26 protein-coding genes and 2 pseudogenes are annotated in these 19,857 nt (G+C 28.3%); 19 read left to right on the forward strand and 9 right to left on the reverse strand.

Annotation, left to right across the window (positions count from 1 at the left end; genetic code table 11):
* Window positions 1-102 precede the first annotated feature (102 nt).
* On the reverse strand, window positions 103-396 hold the full coding sequence (locus tag AGR56_RS07650) for a hypothetical protein (protein ID WP_053241767.1): 294 nt from the start codon (window positions 394-396) through the stop codon (window positions 103-105).
* Between the two features lie 360 nt (window positions 397-756).
* On the opposite strand from AGR56_RS07650, the gene AGR56_RS07655 reads away from it, so the two are divergent.
* Genes AGR56_RS07655 through AGR56_RS07690 form a run of 8 tightly spaced genes read left to right on the forward strand, consistent with a single transcriptional unit; the run spans window position 757 to window position 5,292 of the window.
* Window positions 757-1,689: an ABC transporter ATP-binding protein gene (locus AGR56_RS07655; protein ID WP_053241768.1), complete on the forward strand. Its 933-nt coding sequence runs from the start codon at window positions 757-759 to the stop codon at window positions 1,687-1,689.
* A 12-nt stretch (window positions 1,690-1,701) separates the two neighbouring features.
* A complete protein-coding gene (locus AGR56_RS07660; protein ID WP_053241769.1) occupies window positions 1,702-2,280 on the forward strand; it encodes an ABC transporter permease in 579 nt (192 codons plus the stop codon).
* Between the two features lie 8 nt (window positions 2,281-2,288).
* Window positions 2,289-2,489: a hypothetical protein gene (locus AGR56_RS07665; RefSeq protein ID WP_053241770.1), complete on the forward strand. Its 201-nt coding sequence runs from the start codon at window positions 2,289-2,291 to the stop codon at window positions 2,487-2,489.
* Window positions 2,486-3,094, forward strand: coding sequence for an ABC transporter permease (locus AGR56_RS22680; protein WP_053241771.1), 609 nt, complete (start codon window positions 2,486-2,488; stop codon window positions 3,092-3,094). Before AGR56_RS07665 ends, AGR56_RS22680 begins: the two co-directional genes overlap by 4 nt.
* On the forward strand, window positions 3,045-3,575 hold the full coding sequence (locus AGR56_RS22685; RefSeq protein WP_053241772.1) for an ABC transporter permease: 531 nt from the start codon (window positions 3,045-3,047) through the stop codon (window positions 3,573-3,575). The genes AGR56_RS22680 and AGR56_RS22685 overlap by 50 nt, the downstream gene beginning before the upstream one ends.
* A gap of 8 nt (window positions 3,576-3,583) precedes the next feature.
* Complete coding sequence (locus AGR56_RS20950; RefSeq protein WP_053241773.1) at window positions 3,584-3,826, forward strand: hypothetical protein; 243 nt, start codon at window positions 3,584-3,586, stop codon at window positions 3,824-3,826.
* Complete coding sequence (locus AGR56_RS07685) at window positions 3,801-4,691, forward strand: sensor histidine kinase (protein WP_053241774.1); 891 nt, start codon at window positions 3,801-3,803, stop codon at window positions 4,689-4,691. The genes AGR56_RS20950 and AGR56_RS07685 overlap by 26 nt, the downstream gene beginning before the upstream one ends.
* Complete coding sequence (locus tag AGR56_RS07690; RefSeq protein WP_053241775.1) at window positions 4,669-5,292, forward strand: response regulator transcription factor; 624 nt, start codon at window positions 4,669-4,671, stop codon at window positions 5,290-5,292. Before AGR56_RS07685 ends, AGR56_RS07690 begins: the two co-directional genes overlap by 23 nt.
* Window positions 5,293-5,621: 329 nt before the next feature.
* Here the strand turns inward: AGR56_RS07690 and AGR56_RS23345 are convergent, their stop codons facing one another.
* The 5 genes and pseudogenes from AGR56_RS23345 to AGR56_RS07710 all read right to left on the reverse strand — a co-directional run bounded on the left by AGR56_RS23345 (window position 5,622) and on the right by AGR56_RS07710 (window position 8,714).
* Entirely contained in the window at window positions 5,622-6,062 is a 441-nt protein-coding gene (locus tag AGR56_RS23345) for an alpha/beta hydrolase (RefSeq protein ID WP_347460443.1), read from the reverse strand.
* A gap of 17 nt (window positions 6,063-6,079) precedes the next feature.
* Entirely contained in the window at window positions 6,080-6,487 is a 408-nt protein-coding gene (locus AGR56_RS07700; protein WP_242851367.1) for a hypothetical protein, read from the reverse strand.
* 96 nt (window positions 6,488-6,583) lie between these two features.
* A pseudogene (locus AGR56_RS23350) lies at window positions 6,584-6,661 on the reverse strand (TetR/AcrR family transcriptional regulator); the annotation flags it as partial.
* Between the two features lie 371 nt (window positions 6,662-7,032).
* Complete coding sequence (locus AGR56_RS07705) at window positions 7,033-7,830, reverse strand: ABC transporter permease subunit (RefSeq protein WP_053241776.1); 798 nt, start codon at window positions 7,828-7,830, stop codon at window positions 7,033-7,035.
* Window positions 7,831-7,832: 2 nt separating this feature from the next.
* On the reverse strand, window positions 7,833-8,714 hold the full coding sequence (locus AGR56_RS07710; RefSeq protein ID WP_053241777.1) for an ABC transporter ATP-binding protein: 882 nt from the start codon (window positions 8,712-8,714) through the stop codon (window positions 7,833-7,835).
* 186 nt (window positions 8,715-8,900) lie between these two features.
* Here AGR56_RS07710 and AGR56_RS21635 point away from each other — a divergent pair, with 186 nt between their 5' ends.
* The 4 genes from AGR56_RS21635 to AGR56_RS07725 all read left to right on the forward strand — a co-directional run bounded on the left by AGR56_RS21635 (window position 8,901) and on the right by AGR56_RS07725 (window position 11,683).
* Complete coding sequence (locus AGR56_RS21635; protein WP_242851368.1) at window positions 8,901-9,377, forward strand: hypothetical protein; 477 nt, start codon at window positions 8,901-8,903, stop codon at window positions 9,375-9,377.
* Window positions 9,341-9,571, forward strand: coding sequence for a hypothetical protein (locus tag AGR56_RS21640; RefSeq protein WP_242851369.1), 231 nt, complete (start codon window positions 9,341-9,343; stop codon window positions 9,569-9,571). Before AGR56_RS21635 ends, AGR56_RS21640 begins: the two co-directional genes overlap by 37 nt.
* Before the next feature lie 384 nt (window positions 9,572-9,955).
* Window positions 9,956-11,017: a histidinol-phosphate transaminase gene (hisC, locus tag AGR56_RS07720; RefSeq protein ID WP_053241778.1), complete on the forward strand. Its 1,062-nt coding sequence runs from the start codon at window positions 9,956-9,958 to the stop codon at window positions 11,015-11,017.
* Between the two features lie 27 nt (window positions 11,018-11,044).
* Window positions 11,045-11,683 carry a histidine phosphatase family protein gene (locus AGR56_RS07725; RefSeq protein WP_053241779.1) on the forward strand — a complete coding sequence of 213 codons (639 nt, stop codon included), beginning with the start codon at window positions 11,045-11,047 and terminating at the stop codon, window positions 11,681-11,683.
* Window positions 11,684-11,771: 88 nt separating this feature from the next.
* Here the strand turns inward: AGR56_RS07725 and AGR56_RS07730 are convergent, their stop codons facing one another.
* Window positions 11,772-12,230 carry a hypothetical protein gene (locus tag AGR56_RS07730; RefSeq protein WP_157055704.1) on the reverse strand — a complete coding sequence of 153 codons (459 nt, stop codon included), beginning with the start codon at window positions 12,228-12,230 and terminating at the stop codon, window positions 11,772-11,774.
* A gap of 605 nt (window positions 12,231-12,835) precedes the next feature.
* Between AGR56_RS07730 and AGR56_RS07735 the strand changes: the two genes are divergently transcribed.
* The 4 genes from AGR56_RS07735 (at window position 12,836) to AGR56_RS07750 (ending at window position 14,916) form a co-directional block, all read left to right on the forward strand.
* Window positions 12,836-13,225: a hypothetical protein gene (locus AGR56_RS07735; protein ID WP_053241781.1), complete on the forward strand. Its 390-nt coding sequence runs from the start codon at window positions 12,836-12,838 to the stop codon at window positions 13,223-13,225.
* Window positions 13,212-13,541 (forward strand): EAL domain-containing protein, encoded by a 330-nt coding sequence (locus AGR56_RS22690; RefSeq protein WP_053241782.1) that lies wholly within the window; start codon window positions 13,212-13,214, stop codon window positions 13,539-13,541. Before AGR56_RS07735 ends, AGR56_RS22690 begins: the two co-directional genes overlap by 14 nt.
* Entirely contained in the window at window positions 13,531-14,115 is a 585-nt protein-coding gene (locus AGR56_RS07745) for an EAL domain-containing protein (protein WP_053241783.1), read from the forward strand. Before AGR56_RS22690 ends, AGR56_RS07745 begins: the two co-directional genes overlap by 11 nt.
* A gap of 294 nt (window positions 14,116-14,409) precedes the next feature.
* Window positions 14,410-14,916, forward strand: coding sequence for a DUF2238 domain-containing protein (locus AGR56_RS07750; protein WP_242851370.1), 507 nt, complete (start codon window positions 14,410-14,412; stop codon window positions 14,914-14,916).
* A 32-nt stretch (window positions 14,917-14,948) separates the two neighbouring features.
* Here AGR56_RS07750 and AGR56_RS07755 read toward each other — a convergent pair.
* A pseudogene (locus tag AGR56_RS07755) lies at window positions 14,949-15,347 on the reverse strand (GGDEF domain-containing protein); the annotation flags it as partial.
* 947 nt (window positions 15,348-16,294) lie between these two features.
* Window positions 16,295-16,825 (reverse strand): CDP-alcohol phosphatidyltransferase family protein, encoded by a 531-nt coding sequence (locus AGR56_RS07760; protein ID WP_053241785.1) that lies wholly within the window; start codon window positions 16,823-16,825, stop codon window positions 16,295-16,297.
* 434 nt (window positions 16,826-17,259) lie between these two features.
* On the opposite strand from AGR56_RS07760, the gene AGR56_RS07765 reads away from it, so the two are divergent.
* The 3 genes from AGR56_RS07765 to AGR56_RS07775 all read left to right on the forward strand — a co-directional run bounded on the left by AGR56_RS07765 (window position 17,260) and on the right by AGR56_RS07775 (window position 19,856).
* Entirely contained in the window at window positions 17,260-17,457 is a 198-nt protein-coding gene (locus AGR56_RS07765) for a cold-shock protein (protein ID WP_053241786.1), read from the forward strand.
* A gap of 456 nt (window positions 17,458-17,913) precedes the next feature.
* On the forward strand, window positions 17,914-19,017 hold the full coding sequence (locus AGR56_RS07770) for a metallophosphoesterase (protein ID WP_053241787.1): 1,104 nt from the start codon (window positions 17,914-17,916) through the stop codon (window positions 19,015-19,017).
* Between the two features lie 284 nt (window positions 19,018-19,301).
* Window positions 19,302-19,856 (forward strand): biotin transporter BioY, encoded by a 555-nt coding sequence (locus tag AGR56_RS07775; RefSeq protein WP_053241788.1) that lies wholly within the window; start codon window positions 19,302-19,304, stop codon window positions 19,854-19,856.
* Window position 19,857 lies beyond the last annotated feature (1 nt).

A 19,857-nucleotide genomic window follows, 5' to 3' on the forward strand; every position in this document is an offset into this window, starting at 1 on the left:
TCTTAATCTAAAATCAATAGAGCAGCCTTTTGGAGTTATAAAAGAACATTTTTTGAAAAAAAAGAGTTTTGTCAAAAATTGCCGTATTTTGAGAATTCACCTTCAGTAGAATTTTTTGCAAAAATTACTATATGCTGTTTTATCAAAGGTACCTTTTACCTCTATAAAATAGTTATGAGTGATTACGTTTTCTTTAGTAATCAACTTAAATAAAAAATCCTTTTTAAAATTTATTATATTTTTGATATCTATAAGTGAATATTTAGGAAAGTAAAAACAGCAACCACGGTTTATGCCAAGCATATTAGTACTTTCCATACTGGTGCAATTTTTACAAGAGTTACATTTAAAAATTGGAGTATTATCTAATACCTTATAAGAAAGAATTGATTCCATAAAAAGCCTCCTATGTAAAATTTAATACAAGTATATATTAGCACTTTTTGCTTGAATAGTTAAAATTTTATTTATGACATTTGTCATGGTGATAATATTCTTCATGTAACTGTAGTATTTGGGGAAAATGATTTATTATAGAAACATAGAAAAACAGAGTACAAAGTACAGAGTACAATGAAGGATGATTTATCTTCCTTACGTCAGATAAATCTTTGAATTAAAAAGCTTCAGCGAAGCTAAAATATATAGGTTTGAGCGATAGCCCATTAAGTTAAAAATTTTCTGCATTAGCAGAAAATTATCCTTCACTGTTCTCTGTACTTTGTCAACTGTACTCTGAAAGAAGGGGTGATAAGGTTGTTATTAGAAGTAAAAAATTTAGTTAAGCGTTATAAGGATTTTTTAGCTGTTGATAATTTAAATATAGAAATTGAAGAGGGAGAAATTTTAGGATTTTTAGGGCCTAATGGAGCAGGAAAAACTACAACAATAAGTGCAATTACAGGCATGAGTAAACTTGATAGTGGAGAAATTAAGATATTTGGACTTGATATGAAGACTCATGAAAAAGAAATTAAAAAGCAAATAGGTGTTGTACCTCAAGATATTGCAGTATATGAGGATTTAACTGCCTATGAGAACCTTGATTACTTTGGAAGACTTTATGGATTGAAAGGTGTTGAACTTAAGGATAGAATTCATGAGGCTTTGGAATTTGTAGATCTTGTAGATAAGGAAAAAGATTATCCTAAAAGTTTTTCCGGTGGAATGAAGAGAAGACTTAATATAGCTTGTGCTATAGTTCACAGACCAAAGCTTATAATAATGGATGAGCCTACTGTTGGAATTGATCCTCAGTCAAGAAATTATATATTAAATTCTATAAGAAAACTAAATGAAATGGGATCGACTATAATATATACTTCACATTACATGGAAGAGGTAGAGGAGCTGTGTACGAGAATTTTAATAATTGATCATGGAAGAATCATAGCTAAGGGAACTAAGGATGAATTAAAATCACTTGCAGCAGTTAATGAAAAAATAGATTTAGAATTGTCGGGGGTGAATTACACTATCATAGAGAAAATAAAGAAGATGGACGATGTGATAGACTGTATTTTAAATGGCAATAAGCTTAATATTATAGCTAAAAAAAATAGCAAAATATTAGGAAGAATACTGGAAATAATTTTGCAAAACAATGTTGAAATTTTATCTTTAAATGTTGAAAAGCCTACTCTTGAAAGTGTATTTTTAACACTTACAGGCAGAACACTTAGGGATTAGGAGGAGATTTAATTGGAGAGTATACTTGTTACAGCTCGTTACACTATAATTAAATGTATAAGAAATCCACTAGCTGTAATTGCCTTTATTGCAGCACCTCTGTTAGTTACGTATATGGTAACAGGTTCTATGGATAATAATTTAAGCGTAAATTTAACTAAATCACAGGTAGAAGAAAGCAAGGTTAACCTTCAAAATAATATAATAAATCCTAATGAAACAGCTGTGTCAACTAATGACAAAGCTGCTATGGCGTCAATAATTTTATTTATTTTTTATGGAGCTGTTTTGAGCACTAATTTGATAATTCATGATTTAAAAAATGGAATTACTGATAGATTAAAGTCAATGCCCACAACAAGGATAAATATTTTACTTGGAAAGTCCTTAGGTAATATGGGGGGCATGGGAATATTTGCATTTATGTTAATAGTTATAACTACTTACTTCTTTAATATTAACTGGGGAGAAAATAAATTGAATATTTTTGTAGCAATGGTACTATTTTTAATAATTGAAAACAGTTTTGGAATTATTATTACTGGACTTTCAAAAACATATATATATGTGCACTTGTCGCCTTTGCGGTAAACTTCTTTATGGTTGGGCCAGTATATGTAGGGGCTTTTTCACCAATTAAGATAAGTGGCATTATAAAAATTGCGGATACACTGTCTTTTCATAGCTATGTTGTAAAAGCAATAACGGAGGGTTCAGGAGAAGCACTTATAGTATTATGTGCATCAGCAGTTATAATGTTCTTTATATCTTTATTTGTAGGTAAGAAGGTGATATCATGATTATATTTATTAATAGTTTAAAAAGGCTGCTCAAAAGTAAAGTTCAAATTGCAGTGCTTTTAATAATACCATTTATTCCGATTATACCTATAGCATTAAACACAAGTGGTAATGTGGAAAAATTCAATGTCGGAATAGTTGATAATGATAGTACTAGATTTTCAAAGGTTTTTACTCAGAATATGAAAGCAAATCTTAATATTACTAAAATAACTCAAAGTGATATTAAAAATGATTTGAATAATTCGAAGTTAGATTATGTACTTGTTATACCACGTAATTATACTTATGCTATAATAAATTTAAAAAATAAAAAAATTATTGGGTACGAAAAGAAAAATTCTGATTGCTCAGGAGTAGTCGGTGAAATAATTAATAGCTTCATTTATCCAGCTAAAAGTATTGCAAGAAAGTCGTTTGGCAATAACATGGCATTTTATGAAGGTATTAAAAAAATACCAAAGACTAATTTAATGGATAAAGTTTCTAGGGGCACTAGCGGTAAATTAGTAGTGTGGGGCATGGTAATTCAGTTTGTTATGTTTTCTTCCATATTTGCATCAACGATCATATTATCAGATAAAAAGAATAAAAACGTTTTATAGATCATTAAATGCACCTATATCTTTAAAGAATTATATGCTTCAAACAACACTTAGCTTTATGGTTATTTCTATAGTTCAAATACTTGTTTTAACTTTGGTGATTGTAAATGGTTTTGGAGTTTATCCGGGTAAATCTATATTTAATATGTTAGGAATATTGATATTAATATCACTTGTTAGTGTGTCTTTTGGAATTGCAGTAAGTAGTATAAGCAAGGATGTAACAAAGGCAATGGTATCAGGAGTAGGAATTGTAACAGTAATGACTATGCTTGGTGGGTGCTGGGGAATGTCACCTTCAAGTGGTGTGATTAAAAATATTTCAAAGGTATTGCCAACAACTTGGGCAATGGAAGCTGTTAAAAAAATAGTGAACAATGACAATTTTACTTCTATAGGTAAGGAAGCAGTAATACTTTTAGCATTTACAGCAGTGTTCTTTTTGCTTGGAACTTGGAGAAAAAGTGAAGCGTTAGAATAGGGGATAGGATGAAACGTGTAAATTGTATATTAAAATTACTTTTTTTAATGTATGTATTTTATGATATGGTATGTTATAGCAAGGTGCATTTTGAAGAAATTCTTATACTCCTTGTTATTATAGGAATAAATATATATAAGGAAAAATATAACAATTCTATATATACAGCTGCAGCAAGTTTTATAGGAATTTGCATAGGAGTTTATGTAAATAAAAAATTTTGCAATGTTTCTTCCTGTAGCTGCATTTGATTTTATTGTTGTAAAGAATTTAATTGAAGTTTCTTGTGTATGCTTAGTAGAAATATACTTTCTTTATCTAGGGCAAAATATAGAAAAGGTTATTTTTTTAACCTGTGTGTGCTCACTGTTTGGTTATGTAATTAGAGAAGCTGAAAAAAAGGAAATTAATCTAAAAACATCATTAGATGAGGAAAGAAAGCTTAGATATGAACTTGAAGGTGTTAAAGCTAAACTATTAAACTCATCAAGAGAGGCAGCGCATCTTGCGGAAGTAAGCGAGAGAAATAGAATTGCAAGAGAAATACATGATAGTGTTGGTCATAAAACAGCAGGAGTGCTTATAGAACTTCAAGCTGCATATAAATTAGTAGATAAAAATTTGCCTAAAGCAAAGGAAGTGCTTGAAAGATCTATAGAAGCACTTTCAGAAACTGTAATTATTATAAGAGATACGGTTCATAATATTAAACCAAATGAAAAGCTTGGAATCGAATACATAAAAAATATAATTCATAATTTTAGTTTTTGTCCTGTTGAGCTTAAGTTTACTGGAGACTTTAATAAGCTAAATCCTAGTTATATGGAAATAATAGGAGCAAATATAAAAGAGGCTTTAACTAATGCTGCTAAATATTCAAAAGCTTCAAAGGTTTATATTTCAATTGATATAAATGAGGTATATTTTAGATTGTATATTAAAAACAATGGTGTAAGCTGCAGTAATATAAAAGAAGGACTTGGATTAAGTGGAATGCGTGAAAGAGTAAACAATGTTGGTGGGAGTATTTCTATAGATTCTCGTGATGGTTTTATTATAGTTTGTGTTATTCCCTTTAGTGGAGGTGAAATATTTGAAGGTTCTAATAGTAGATGATGATGAACTTGTATGTGATGGATTAAAATTACTTTTAGATATGGAAGATGATTTTGAGGTTACTGGCATAGCTCATAATGGAATGGAGGCTTTTGCTCTTTGTGAAAAGCTTATGCCGGATATTGTACTTATGGACATAAGGATGCCTGATATAGATGGTGTTATTGGTACAAAGATGATTAAAGAAAAATTTAATCAAGTTAAAATAGTTATACTTACAACCTTCAAGGATGATGAGTATATAAAGGAAGCAATGAAATCTGGTGCAGAAGGTTATATACTAAAAAATCAGAAAGCTGATACTATAATTGAAAGTTTAAGAACTGTTTCAAAGGGGAACTTTGTATTCCAAAAGGAAGTTGCAAACTCTATATCTTCAATGATTAGAGAAGGACATAAAGTGGATATGTTAAAGTTTAATTTATCACAGAGAGAAATGGAAGTTATGAAACTTGTGGCAGATGGACTTTCAAATAAAGAAATAGGGGACAAATTATTTATAAGTGATGGAACTGTGAGAAATTATGTTACTACAATTCTGGAAAAATTAAATTTGAGAGATAGGACACAGCTGGCAATATTTTATTTGAAAAATTTTTAAGTATGTTTTTTAATAAGTAGCGTTATCCCTAAAAAATGTCATCAATAGCTCAAGGTATTTATCTGAATGAACTAAACTGATTTCACCATGCGCACTATTTTTAATGATTTTTAAGGTGCTACCGTTAATGGTGTCATTAAGTAGTTTAGCAGATTTTTTCATGACAGGTAATTCTTTTTCACCTACTAATATTAATGTTTTTGCTTTTGTATTGCATAAAGTACTAGGTATTGAATATTCTTGATTGCTTTTTATAAAGTTTATTAGGGTTGTTTTTGTTATTTTTATAGTATCTTCATAGTAGTTTTCGAATAATGCCTCGGGCAGCTTTAACTGCTTGGCTTGAAGTTTTGCAAACCACTTTTTTTGATTAATCCATAGGTTAAGCTTAATGCTAGTGCAGTTAATTTAACTGAAATTTTACTGCTAGGACAAACTAAAGCACTTTCAATAATTGCATTTTCTGTGATATCACATTCCTTAGATAGTATTTCCACGAGTATTTGAGCACCAAGAGAAAGTCCGCAGATAGCAAAAACTTTTCCATTACAGTTTTCTTTTATATAATTAATAACATTTTCTGCTGAGTTTTGTATGGTTATAAAACTATTATGTCCATCTTCACCATGTCCATCAATAACAGGTGCAACAACAAAATAATCCTTTTGCAGCACTTCAATTTGAATTTTCCATGTCCACCAAGATAGCCCACCACCGTGAAGAAAAATGATAGCTTTGTTATTTTTATTTCCAAATTCTTTAAATATCATATTTATTCTCCTTAAGGTTATTTATAAAAAACTTTCTTTAAAATTTCAATGTATTCTTTTAATTCATCTACCCTTTTATCTAGTGAGCTTAGTCCCTTATCCTCGCTTTTATTAAAATTATTTGTATATTTTTCAGATAGGCCCTTTAAGACCATTAATATTAGTTCAAGTGATTTTTGTTTATCTACATCATCTCTAAATTTTGACATATCGAGTCCATCAAAAGTTAAAAATAAACCTTTAGAATAAAGTTTTTCATAACGCTTTTTAATATCATCTTTTAATTCATCTGGAACATTTGTATATGAGATAAAGAAAAATTTGTACACATCAGGATTTTTACATGAAACCTTTAGTTTAAGTTCAGACCAATCGAGAACTCTTTTAAAAAAGTCAGGGTCATTTACTTTCATTTCTTTTATCATATAATTTAAATAATAGTCAGTTATATAATCTAAAACATATAGAAATAAACCTTTTTTATTGCCGAAGTAATTGAATAAGGTTCCTTTAGATATGTCGGCTTTTTTTACTATAGTGTTTGTTGAGGCAATGGTATATCCATTTTCAGCAAATTCTTTAACGCATATATCAATAATTTTTTTTTTTTTTTCTCTTTTTTTTCTGGTAACCTTTCAAAAACTTTCGTACAAAATTATTCCACCCCTCAAGCTATTATTAAGTTAATCTTTGTATATATGTAATTATTGAATAAATAAATATTGCGAACCAACTAGAAACAGTGACAAGTGGCAGGTGACAAGTGACAAGTTTAGGATGATTTTCTTCCGTTCGCTCGCATACTCACTCGCTACCGAAAATCGTACAATTTATTCTTGCATTTTCCCTCGGGAAAAAATGAAGTGAAAAAAATTAAGTTATAAAGTTTTTCGTAATAAAATGGAGAAAAACTTACCTTAACTTGTCACTTGGTTTTGGTTCGCAACATTTATACATTACAAAAATTCATCTACTGAATGTCTTTATGATTGTAGATGATATAAGAAGCAGCAACCGCTATTATATTCACGCATACAAGTATTATAACATATTCAGTTTTTATATAGCCATTGGCTATTATATCTGTAGCATCAACGTATTTAAAGGGTGTAAAGTATTTAAGAAAATCAGCTTTATCGGATAAGCCTGCAAGTATATGCATAAAATACATTCCAAGTACAAACCATAAACTTAACGAAACTGAGGATTTTTGGCTTTTAACAATTAGAGATATAAGAATTCCAATGTTAGCAAAAGTTATTTCAGCTATAAAGTAACCAACATGAATTAGAAAAAGGGTTTTAACTGAATAATTTGATGTTTTTACGCTTTCAAAGGAAAAATAGGTTACTGCAAATAAAATTACATTTAAAAGAAAGATATATATAGTATAGCAGCATATTTTTGAAGTAATAATTGATGTTCTTGTTATAGGCTTTGCCTGAAGAAATTCCATAGTTTTTTCATTAAATTCTTTTGCAAACATATTGCAGCCAAGTATCATTGCATAGATTCCAACACTTAATATTATTAATAAGCCAGCTTTGGAACTGTAATATCCAAATATACTTGTTATACTTAAGGTATCTAGATTAAATGCTTTTAGCATGGATGGAGGAAATTGTTTCATAAATTGCTCTAAGGAGGCGCTGCTTTTGGCTACAGAGGTAAACATAGACATTGTAAGGATAACTAATAAGCTTAGAGTAAGTGACCAAATTAAAAAGCCTATAAGGTTTTTTCTAAGTTCTCTTTTAAATAAATTCATAATTACTTATCCTCCTTTACATAGTAATGCATAAATATTTCTTCCAAGGATGGTTCTTCAATTGTAAGATTTTTAATTTTATTTTTATGAAGGTTATCAATAAGATCATTGATGTCCCCATTGTATAAAAATTTTACAGAAGTACCTAATTTAACGGCATTAATAGCGCCAGGTATGTCTATGCTTGAAATTTCGTCATTAAAATTTACCATTACTTTTTTGAATTGAGCATCGCGAAGTTTTGATATTTCCTCTGTTTTTAGTATTTTGCCTTCTTTTATAATTGCAACTTTATTACACATTTCTTGAACTTCACTTAATATGTGTGATGAGAAAAATATAGTTGCTCCTTTTTTATTTTCTTCTTTTAAAACTTCAAAAAATGTTTTCTGCATTAATGGATCAAGTCCGCTCGTTGGTTCATCTAAAATAATTAATTTAGGCTCATGAAGTAGGGCTTGAATTATTCCAACCTTCTTTTTATTTCCAAGGGACAATTGATTTATTTTTTTAGAACTATCTACCTCAAATATATCACAAAGTTCTTTTATTCTTTTACTGCAATCCTTATTGTAAAAGTCTCCAGAATATTTAAGTAGCTCTCTAATTTTCATATCATCGTAGTAATTTACTTCTGATGGTAAATAACCTATAAGTTCTCTTATTCTTTTGCTTTCCTTTATGCAATCAAATCCCATTATTTTTGCACTACCTGAGGTTGGAAATATAAAATTTAAAATTGTACGTATGGTAGTTGATTTTCCGGCACCATTTGGACCAATAAAACCAAATATTTCACCGCACTCTATTTTTAAGTTAACATTTATGATACCTCTAGATTTTCCATAGAATTTGCACAAGTCGTTAGTTTCTATTGCGTACATTTTAATCACTCCCTTGACCATGTGGTCAGCTATTGATTATATTATATTGCTTGGTGACCATGTGGTCAAGCAATTTCGAAAAGTTTTTGTCTTTTACAAGTTATTAACTAGATTTAATTTTTTGTGGTAAAATATAATATAAATAAAGTAAACCCTGTTTTAAATTAACCAGAGGAGTTGAAGATTATGTCTATAATATTACAAAACGAATTATTAAAAGTTGAAGCTGTAGAAAAAGGAGCGGAGCTTACCAGCATAAAGACGGTAAAAGATGGGGCGGAATACCTTTGGACTGCAAAATCAGATATATGGGCAAGACATGCTCCAATATTATTTCCTATAGTTGGTAAAGTTAAAAATAATACTTATAGAATAAATGATGATACATACACTTTGAGCCAACATGGTTTTGCAAGAGATATGAACTTTGAAGTTATGGAGGGCACCAGCGATAAAGCTGTATTTAAATTAACATATAATGAAGAAACATTAAGTAAATATCCATATAAATTTGAATTAATAGTTAAATATGAACTTAAAGAAAATGAGATAGAAGCTAGCTATAAAGTAAAAAATGTAGATAGTCAAGAAATATATTTTTCAATAGGTGCACATCCAGGATTTAATTGCCCAGTAGTAGGGGAGAAGAGAAGGAAGATTTAAAATTCGAAGATTACTACTTTGAATTTGAAAAAAGAGAAACAGCTAATATAATTCCTATAGATGAAAATGGATTGTTAAAAGAAAGTCCAACACCATTTTTATATGATTCTAATATTATATACTTAAAAAGAGAATTGTTTAAAAAGGATGCTCTTATTTTTAAGGACTTAAGTTCAAAAAAAAAGTTTCCCTAAAAAACATCAAAAATTCAAGAGCTGTAACATTAGAGTTTGACGGTTTCCCTTACTTAGGGTTATGGTCTAAACCTCAAGGAGCTCCATTTGTTTGTATAGAACCATGGTTTGGCCATGCCGATTTTGAAGATTTTAATGGTGATTTTAGAGAAAAGGATGGAATATTAAAATTGTTAAGTAATCAAGAATTTAATTGTAAATATACCATAAAAATTTTTTGAGTGATTTTTGATACTACACTTTTTCACTTTACTACGCTAAAGCTTTGTGATATTATAGACATAGCAATAGTAATGAAGGAAGTTTTGCTTTAAATAAGTACAAAAACAATACTTGTTTAAAGCAAAGCTGTATATAAAAATTAAATTTAAAGGGTGAAGTGAAATGAGTAAATATTGGAGTGATAAAGTTAAAAGCTTAAAACCATATATTCCAGGGGAACAACCTAAGGATAAAAAATATATAAAGTTAAATACAAATGAGAATCCTTATCCACCATCTCCTAATGTTATACAGGCTATTAAAAATACAGCTAATGATGATTTGAAATTATATCCAGATCCAGAGGTAGATAGTTTTAGACAGATTGTTGCTAATTATTACGGACTAGCAAAAGATGAAGTTTTTATTGGAAATGGTTCTGATGAGGTTTTAGGATTTTCTTTTATGGCGTTTTTTAATCCAGGAAAACCTATATTATTTCCAGATATATCTTATAGTTTCTATAAAGTGTATGCTAATTTATTTGATATAGATTATAAACTTGTTTCATTGGATGATGATTTTAACATTCCACTAGATGAATTTTTAAAGAATAATGGTGGGATTGTAATACCAAATCCAAATGCACCAACGGCTAAATATATTGAAGTAGAAAAATTAGAAAAGTTGCTGCAGAATAATGTTGATAGCGTAGTTATAATTGATGAAGCTTATATAGATTTTGGAGGAGAATCTTGTGTAAAACTTATAAAAGATTATCCTAACCTTTTAGTTGTACAAACTTTATCAAAATCGAGATCACTTGCTGGGCTTAGAGTAGGTTTTGCTATGGGAAGTAAAGAACTTATAACAGCACTTAATATGGTTAAGAATTCTATTAACTCGTATACAATAGATAGAGTAGCTTTAGCAGGGGCAAATGCTGCTTTTATGGACAATGATTATTTTGAGGATACAAGAAAAAAAATAATTAAGACCAGAGAAAGAACTATAGAAGATTTAAGGAAAATTGGATTTAAAGTCATTGATTCTAAAGCAAATTTCATATTTATAAGTCATCCAAAGATTTATGCTGCTGTACTGTTTAAAGAGCTTAGAGACAGAGGAATATTGGTAAGATATTTTAAGGATGCACGTATAGATAATTACCTTAGAGTTAGTATTGGAACCGATGATGAAATGAATAAATTTATAAAAAAATTAAAAGAAATTATAGATATGTAAAATGTAAACTTAAGAGGTGATAGCAATATGAAAACAACATTATATTTAGTAAGACATGGTGAAACGGAATGGAATGCACTTGGAAAGTTTCAGGGATCTAAGGATATAGTTCTATCACCACAAGGTATTAATCAAGCGCAATATGTATCTAATAGGTTGAAAGATAAATTTGATTATATATATTCAAGTCCATTAAAGAGAGCATATAAAACTGCCAGTATAATTGCTTTAGAGAGCAATAAGGAAGCAAAAATATTAAATAATCTTAGAGAAATAGATTTTGGAGATTGGGAAGGTTTCACTGTAAAAGAAATAAAAGCCAAGTTCCCAAAAGAATTTGAAATTTGGAGAAGTGATACTAATAAAGGACCAATATGTGGTGGAGAACTTAGTATAAAAAATGCCACCATAAGATCAAGAAATGCAATATTAAGTACTGTAGAAAAACATAAGGGAAAAAGAATAGTAATGGTGGCACATGGAGGAATAATAAAAGCTGGACTTATAGGGATTTTTGAATGGAATATGACCATGTATCATAAAATTATTTTGGGAAATACATCTATATGTCAGCTTAATTTTAATGACAAAATGCAGCCTACAATAGTAACATTAAATGATACTACACATTTGCCAGATGAATATGAAGCAAAATCATACGTATAAGGAAATTTACAATGAATGAAGATTTATCTTCACTTCGGAAGATAAATCTTTGAAATAATTTTGTTTAATGTCTTGAAATATTATTGCTTCATCTGTTGTTTATAGAATAGATTCCATATTCATGTTTTCCATTGTTTATAAGATTAAGATAAACTTCGCCATTACCTACTATTACACCATTAGGAGTTATTTTTAAATTACTAAGCTGCTGATTTTTTAGTGAGTTTTTTATTTTAGAATTAAATATATTGTCATAGTTGTTAATAAATTCAGTTTTGTTTGAAACTTTAGTTTTATTACCATTTATGTAAACTATTAATGGATAATTTACATAGTCAGAAATCGTCTCTTTGTCATTTTTAAGGGTTGCAGCTTTTAAAGTGTTAAAGGTTTTTATGAATTCTTCTCCATTATCGAGTCTTGAATTTATGTTGCTTATTGAATTTTGGGGTTGGTTACTTTTTAGTTTATTTAAGCTATAATTAGAAGTAGTATTGCCTTTTTTTTGTAAGCATGTTTTGGGATAACTTCGAATTAGGTGAAGCATCTCTATCTTGAATTTGATTTTGATTGCAGCCAGTAAGAGAAAGCATAACAAATAAAGTAACAAAAACTGATATTAATACTTTTCGCATAGATTATCTCTCCCAATAAAATTTTAATATACTATATAATATAGTATTTACTTTTTATATATAAATTATACGATTGTTAATTATAAGTAAATTATACATTAGCCCAAGAGATCTGTAGTTACATAGCACTTACAATTGAATTACGAAGGTGTTACAAAAAAGAAGTAAGAATTAATAATGTATTTATAACTAATTCAGTTACGTTAATTGTGTTTGCGTCAATATTTTATGAAAATGCGGTTTAGCAGACAATTAAAAGTTCAATTTTGATATGAAGATTGAACTTTTATAATATGTAAATAAAATTACTTAACAAATTAACTGCAAAACAAAATATATTTGAATTAGATAATTTGGCATTAAATAAAGTAAATTAGACGTATTATAATTTGAAAAATTGTATTTAAATAAATATTATGGTATAATAATTTAAATAAAATTTTTATAAAATTTAAAAAAATGTTATAATTGGGTTTTATTTAAAGCAAGTAAAATAAATATTTTACGGGAGATAATTATGGATATTGAGGATTCTTCTAAGAAAAAAAGTATGAGAAATGTTCTAGAAAAATACGAAAGATGCGGCTTAAAGCATAAGAATGATAAGCTGGCAGTTTATATGGTCGAGATTTGCAATTTGAAATTTTATAGTTATGTATTTGGATATGAAGAAAGCTATATATTATTTAAATCCATTTTTAAAAGGATTAAAGAGAAATTACAAGAAAAGTTTTATATTTTTGAGTTTATGAATTGCAGATTTGTAATATTAGCTGCTAATTTAAATTCAAATGATATTGATAAAATGAAAAAAGATATATCTGATATATGTGAAGAAAAATTTTATATAAAAAATAGAGAAGCAACTGTCCATTTAAAAAATTGGTATATCATTGTATCCGGATGATAGTAATAATTTACTTGAAGTCCTAAGATATTCAGATGTAGCACTTAGTTATGCCAAGGAAAATAATAAAATGAAATATCAATTTTTTCAAAAGTTTATGTACAACGAGATTTTAAGAAAACAAATAGTAATAAATGAAATAGGTAATGCCCTAAAAAAGAAAGAATTAATTCTTTTTTATCAGCCTCAGATTAATTTAAAAAATATGGAGGTATATGGATTTGAAGCTTTAATAAGATGGAAACATCCTAAACGTGGAATACTTTCGCCAATGTTCTTCATAGATATAATTGAAGAAAAATGGTATGATAAATGATGTTGGCAAATTTGTTGTATATGAGGCATGCAGACAGCTGCAGCAGTGGCATAATTTAGGATATCCTAATATATGCATGTCTATTAATATTTCTGAAAGCCAAATAGATGGAGAAGAATTCTTAGATTTTGTTAAAGTTGTTTTGAATAAAACTGGAGTTGAGACAAAATTTCTTATCTTTGAGATAACTGAAAGAATAGTTATAGGTTTAGATGAAAAAAAATTAAAATTAATTGAAAAACTTAAGGATATGGGGATAAGGATATTTATAGATGATTTTGGGACAAAATACTCCAATCTTGATTATCTAAATGCTATGCCTGTAGATGGTATAAAAATTGATAAAAGTTTTATAGACAAATTGGAGAACTCACAAAAGGATCTAATGATAACTAAAAGCGTAGTTAAACTTGCCCATGAACTAAAACTTGAAGTTATTGCTGAAGGAGTAGAAGATCAAAAGCAGCTTAAATGCCTTTTAAATATGAAATGCAGTAAAATTCAAGGATTTATATTTGAGAAGCCGATACCGCCTAATGAAGTCTGTAAATTTATGACCAATTTTAAAGCTTAGTATATTATAATAGTTAGATTATGGTTAAAAAATTAGAGGAGATTTTTGACAAGCCGTATGAAAACGTATTCTGAAAATATAACGTATAATAATTTAATATTGAAGGCAAAATAAATATAAAAAATGTATAATAATTGGAGTGTATATTGTGGCTAAAAACAAAGAAAACAATAAAGGTGAGAAGCTGCACATAATTTTATTAATAATATTTATTTTATCTTCTGTTATATCGGCTATCAAGCTACAGATTATTCTGCATGGTTTTTTGAGTATACGCCGGCTTTTATAGGAGTTATGATACTAATATTTACATATAAAAAGTTTCGGTTTACAGACTTTGTTTATGTGCTCATTTTAATTTTAACAATAACAATTATAATTGGAGCGCACTACAAATACAGTCATATGCCTCTTTTTAATTATATAAGAGATGTATACCATTTAAAAAGAAATGATTATGATAGATATGGTCATTTTATGCAAGGATTTGTACCGGCTTTTATTATAAGAGAAATATTAATAAGAAAGTTAAAATTAAAAAAGGGTATAATATTATCTATACTTGTTATTTGTATTTGCCTTGCAGTAAGTGGATTTTATGAAATACTTGAAGGGGTATCGTGTTTAATATACGGAAGATTACCAGAAGATTTCTTAGAATATCAGGGAGATAAATTAGATACTCAGTGGGATATGCTTTCTGCATTAATAGGTTCTATATTTGCAGTAACTGCCTTTTATAAAGTTCACGATAGAAGCATAAAAAGATTGACCAAACATAAAAATATTTCTTCATCTTAGTTTAGATAAAGCAGCAGTATTGAAGAAACAGTTTATTTAATATTGCTGCTTTGCCTGTTTTTTTTACTATTTTTATTTTGATACATTAGCCTATCGGCATGATTAATATAGTCATTTATACCAATATTTTTATTAAAATCATAAACTTCATAACCATAACTGAAGCTTAATTTATAGGATAAATTTGAACGGTTGATATAGTCAGTTAAAGCATTAGAAATTTTGAGTAGTACTGCTTCAATTTCTTGTTCGCTGCTTATATTAAGAAGTAAAATGAATTCGTCTCCTCCATATCGTGTAATTGAACCTTTATTTCCAATCAAGTTCTTGACTATAGACACTAAGGCTATTAAAGCTTTATCTCCTTCACTGTGACCAAAATCATCATTTATTTTTTTGAAATCATCTAAGTCAATAATGACTATTGAAAAATTTAAGTATTTTTTTGTTTGATTTTATTATTTAAGTAGCTGGAAAACTTTTCACGAGTCCAAGCACCTGTTAAATAATCAATATGCATCATTTGCTGCTGTAGATACAGATAGAGTATGATTAGAGAAAAGGATATTGAGCTCCACATAAGTAAAGGTCCATAAAAGGCGAACTGAATCAAACTTGCTAATGTTGGAAATATTCCAAACAAAACAAGGGGGAAAAACTCCATTCTATTTAAGTTTCTTCTGTTTTTATAAATTATTATAAATCCACAAAGTAAATAAAAATATGATACAACAAAAGGTATAAAAAATAATGTTCCACGTTCGTATGTATTATGCGCATTGATATAAAAAGTTAGCTTAAAAAATGGACTAGGTAATACTAGAATAGTATTTATTATTATGGGCAGTAAACTTAAAATATTATTTTTGTATTTATAGTCTGCATCTTTGCTTATCCACAGTCTGGCGAATACATACCAATGATATGTAACTAAAGGTGCTAGTACAAATAAAATAATATGCAATATAGTGGTTACAGGTATTAGCCAGATATATGGCTGTTTATTTATTATGCAAGTTAAAGTTTCAATGGTTAGCTCAATTGTGTTTAATTTAAAAATAAGAGCAAAAATTGTATTCCTTTTTTCGGTTTTATCAAGACTGCATGATATGTTTTTTAAAAAATAATGGATACAATAAGTGCAATAATATTGTTATCTATTCTAAGAACTAAATTCAATATATGTTCACTCCTAACGGACAAGATTTCCGCATTCTATTAAGTATTGAATAAGTACTACACGTTTATTTTAACACATTTTATTATAGATTTCATGAAAATATAATAGCTTTTAAGTTTATTACTATAGTTCTTTGTATTTATAAAAAAATCAGAATAAAATGGCATATAGTTTAAGTTTCACAGTGGTTTCACTCTATTATTTCATAAGTATGCTCTTTTTATCTAATTGCAAGGTGGTTGAGGTTAGTTCAATAATTAATTCTTCAATTGCAGATATACTCGCTGCAGTACAAATAATATATAGCAGCATATTAGTAGGAATATGAAAAATTAGCATTGGGAATATGAATAGTAATACACCAGTAGCTTTGTTTGAATAAGTATGAATGCTTGCAAAGGTTTTGTATTTTTTAACAGTAATGATTATTGAGGAGAATCTAACAAATGCAATTAAAATAATCCAAACAATGATTTTAGTTGAAGGATTTACAATTGGATAAAGTTTAATTAACAGCACAATATCCATGATCATGTCACCAGCAGAGTCAAGCTTTGCACCAAATTTGCTTGATGTACCTGTTTTTCTTGCAATAAATCCATCTGCAATATCGCTAAATCCGCAAATCATGTATATTACATAAAAAGCTGTGCTTAGTGGTTTTATAAAAAATAAAATCAAGGAAAAAATTGTTCTGCTAAGAGATAAATAATTTGGTATGTGTTTCATAATAATACCTCATTTAAAATTGATATTAGTCTATGTTTTAAAAGAAGGTTCATAAAATTCATTTCACTAATGAATTCTAATGACTACTTATTATAATTTGCTAGCCTTACGATATAAAAATTATATCACCATAGGTGATCTTGGGCAATAATTCTTGTTTCGTACTATGAGTGATAGCAAATGCCGATATATTAAAATCAATATTGAATCAAGAAGCTTTTCCTTGTTTTTATATCATGAATTGAAATAAATTTAAAAAAATATTTGATTTTTAGAATTAAGTGTGCTAAAATAAATTGTAGCTTAAATGAAACGTTAATAATGTAAACACAAATATATTTCAGTTAATACTTTTTAGTATGTAATAGCGAAATTTTATTGGTGGATTATTACACAGAGTTTAAGAAAAATAAAATTTCGGAGGTACACATTACATGAATGGTACAGTAAAATGGTTTAATTCAACAAAAGGATTTGGATTTATTACAGGAGAAGATGGAAATGATGTATTTGCACATTTCTCACAAATAAAAGCAGATGGATTTAAATCTCTTGAAGAAGGTCAAAAAGTTGCTTATGATGTAGTTCAAGGAGCAAAAGGACCTCAAGCAGAAAACATCACAATTCTTTAATTGAGTGATTTCTGTAATTATTAAAAAGATGAAAAGAGGAAACTCTTTTCATCTTTTTTTGTGCTAAAAATAGTTGACAAAGATTTTATTTTTCTTAGTTAGCAGAGTTACAAAATTCTTATTTATTTGTTAATAAAAAGGCTGCCAAATAGTGGGCAGTTTTTTGCTTATATTATATTTTTAATTTTCATACCATAATAGGTTGAAATTTTTAAAGCATTTTTTCAAAATGGATATAAAGTTAAGAAATATCCAGGAACTTAGATAGGTTCAGTAGTAGCAGCACTAATTATCGCAGGATATGAATGAGCTGTTCAATACCACTTTAGATAGTAAAAAATTTATGATAAAATTATATTAAAGTTAAAAATGGAAGTGATATAGATTGAAAACAACTTTAATAACAATTGGAAATATTATTTTAGCATTGTTAATGTTATTTTTATATACAATTTTATGGTACTATGTTGGCAAAAGGGGATTAAAATATTTTTTTATAAAAGGGGAGATATAAAAACAAAAGCTTATTGGATTGTATTTTGGTTTTTAGCATTTTCCTTTATCTTGGCTGCTTTAGTTAGAAGTACAATGTCAATAAATAATAAGCTTACTGGAATTTTAACTACAATAGGTGCAGTTTCAATGGCTGCTTTTTGTTATCTTATAATATTATTTCCATTAACAGATTTAATGAGATTTATCTTTAATAAACTTGGGTTTTATGGAAGCGTGAGGAATCATTTAAGCATAGCCTATGGCAGAGGAATTTCTATTTTTATAGCTGTTGTAATTATATTTTGTTTTGGATTGTGGCATGCTACTCATCAATCAGTAACTAGCTATAAATTGAACATAGATAAAAAAATGGGAAATATAAAAGAACTTAATATTGTAATGATAGCAGATGTCCACATGGGAATAATGATTAAAGAAAAGGGAATTGACAAGCTTATAACCTCAATAAATAGGCTTAAGCCTGATATAGTTTTTTTCTGTGGTGATATGGTAGATGAAAGTACACCTACAAGTTTAAAAATGTATTTTGGAAAGGAATTTAAAAATATAAAGTCTAAGTATGGAGTTTATTCTATTACCGGCAATCACGAATACGCTGGAGATGTATCTGAAACCATTGAGTACATGAAAAAGGCAAACGTTAAGGTTTTAGAGGATGAAGTTGTTAAAGTTAACAATGAATTCTATGTGGTAGGGAGAAATGATGCAGCTGATGGAAAAAAAGTGAAACTATTAAGCGAGCTTTTAAAAAAAGCAGATAAATCTCTTCCAATTATAGAATTAAATCATAGACCAGTAGCCATAGAAGAAGCGGAGAAAAATGGAGTTGATCTTCAGCTTTCTGGTCATACTCATGAAGGACAAATCTTTCCATTTAATCTTGTTACAAAAGCGGTATTTGAGGATGATTATGGATATCTTAAAAAAGGTGAATTTAATTTAATAGTAACATCAGGTTATGGTACCTGGGGACCTCCTATAAGGATTGGAACAAAAGGTGAGATTGTTAATATTAAGCTTAAAATTGGAAAGGAGATTAAATGATTTCTCCTTTCCTTAAATTAATTTAGTCAATTTTATTATTTAAAAATTCTTTAAAAGTATTCATGCTTTCATCAAATTCCTCTTTTTCTTTTTTACCAATACTTATAAATAAACAGTCTATTTGCTATAATTGCACGAAAACAGGATGGCAATATTTATCGCTTAATAGTGACGTAAACTTAAATGTATTTATTGACATATTTTGTTGCTGCATATATAATTATATATTGTAAACTTTAAAACGTATAGAGGTTTACAATAAGTAATTACATAGGGGGCATTTTATGAAAATAAAAACGAGAGATATGATTTTAGTAGCATTATTTGCAGCCTTAACAGTAGTAGGAGGATATATAAGTATACCAATAGGAAGTGTTCCAATTACACTGCAAAGCTTTTTTTCTTTACTTTCAGGTATATTACTTGGACCATTTTTAGGGGGGGTATCTCAATTAGTTTATGTAATAATTGGACTTATAGGGTTGCCGGTATTTGCAGGAGGATCTGGGGGAATCTCATCAATTTTTCACCCATCTTTTGGATACTTGATTGGATACATTGTAGCGCCGATTGTGGTTGGTAAAATTATAAAGACTGATGATAATACTAAGTTTATGAAATTATTAGTAGCTTGTATTCTAGGAAGTTTAGCAATTTATGTACTAGGAATACCATATATGTATGTTATATTAAAATATGTATCGCATGTTAACATGACTTTACTTAAAACTTTTGAAATTGGTTGTTTTGTGTTTATTCCGGGTGATATCCTTAAGTGTATAATTGCTTCTATTATAAGCATTAAAATACTACCAGCTGTAAAAAGCATAAGAAACTAGG

The organism is Clostridium sp. DMHC 10, assembly GCF_001270375.1.
Lineage (GTDB): Bacteria > Bacillota > Clostridia > Clostridiales > Clostridiaceae > Clostridium_S > Clostridium_S guangxiense.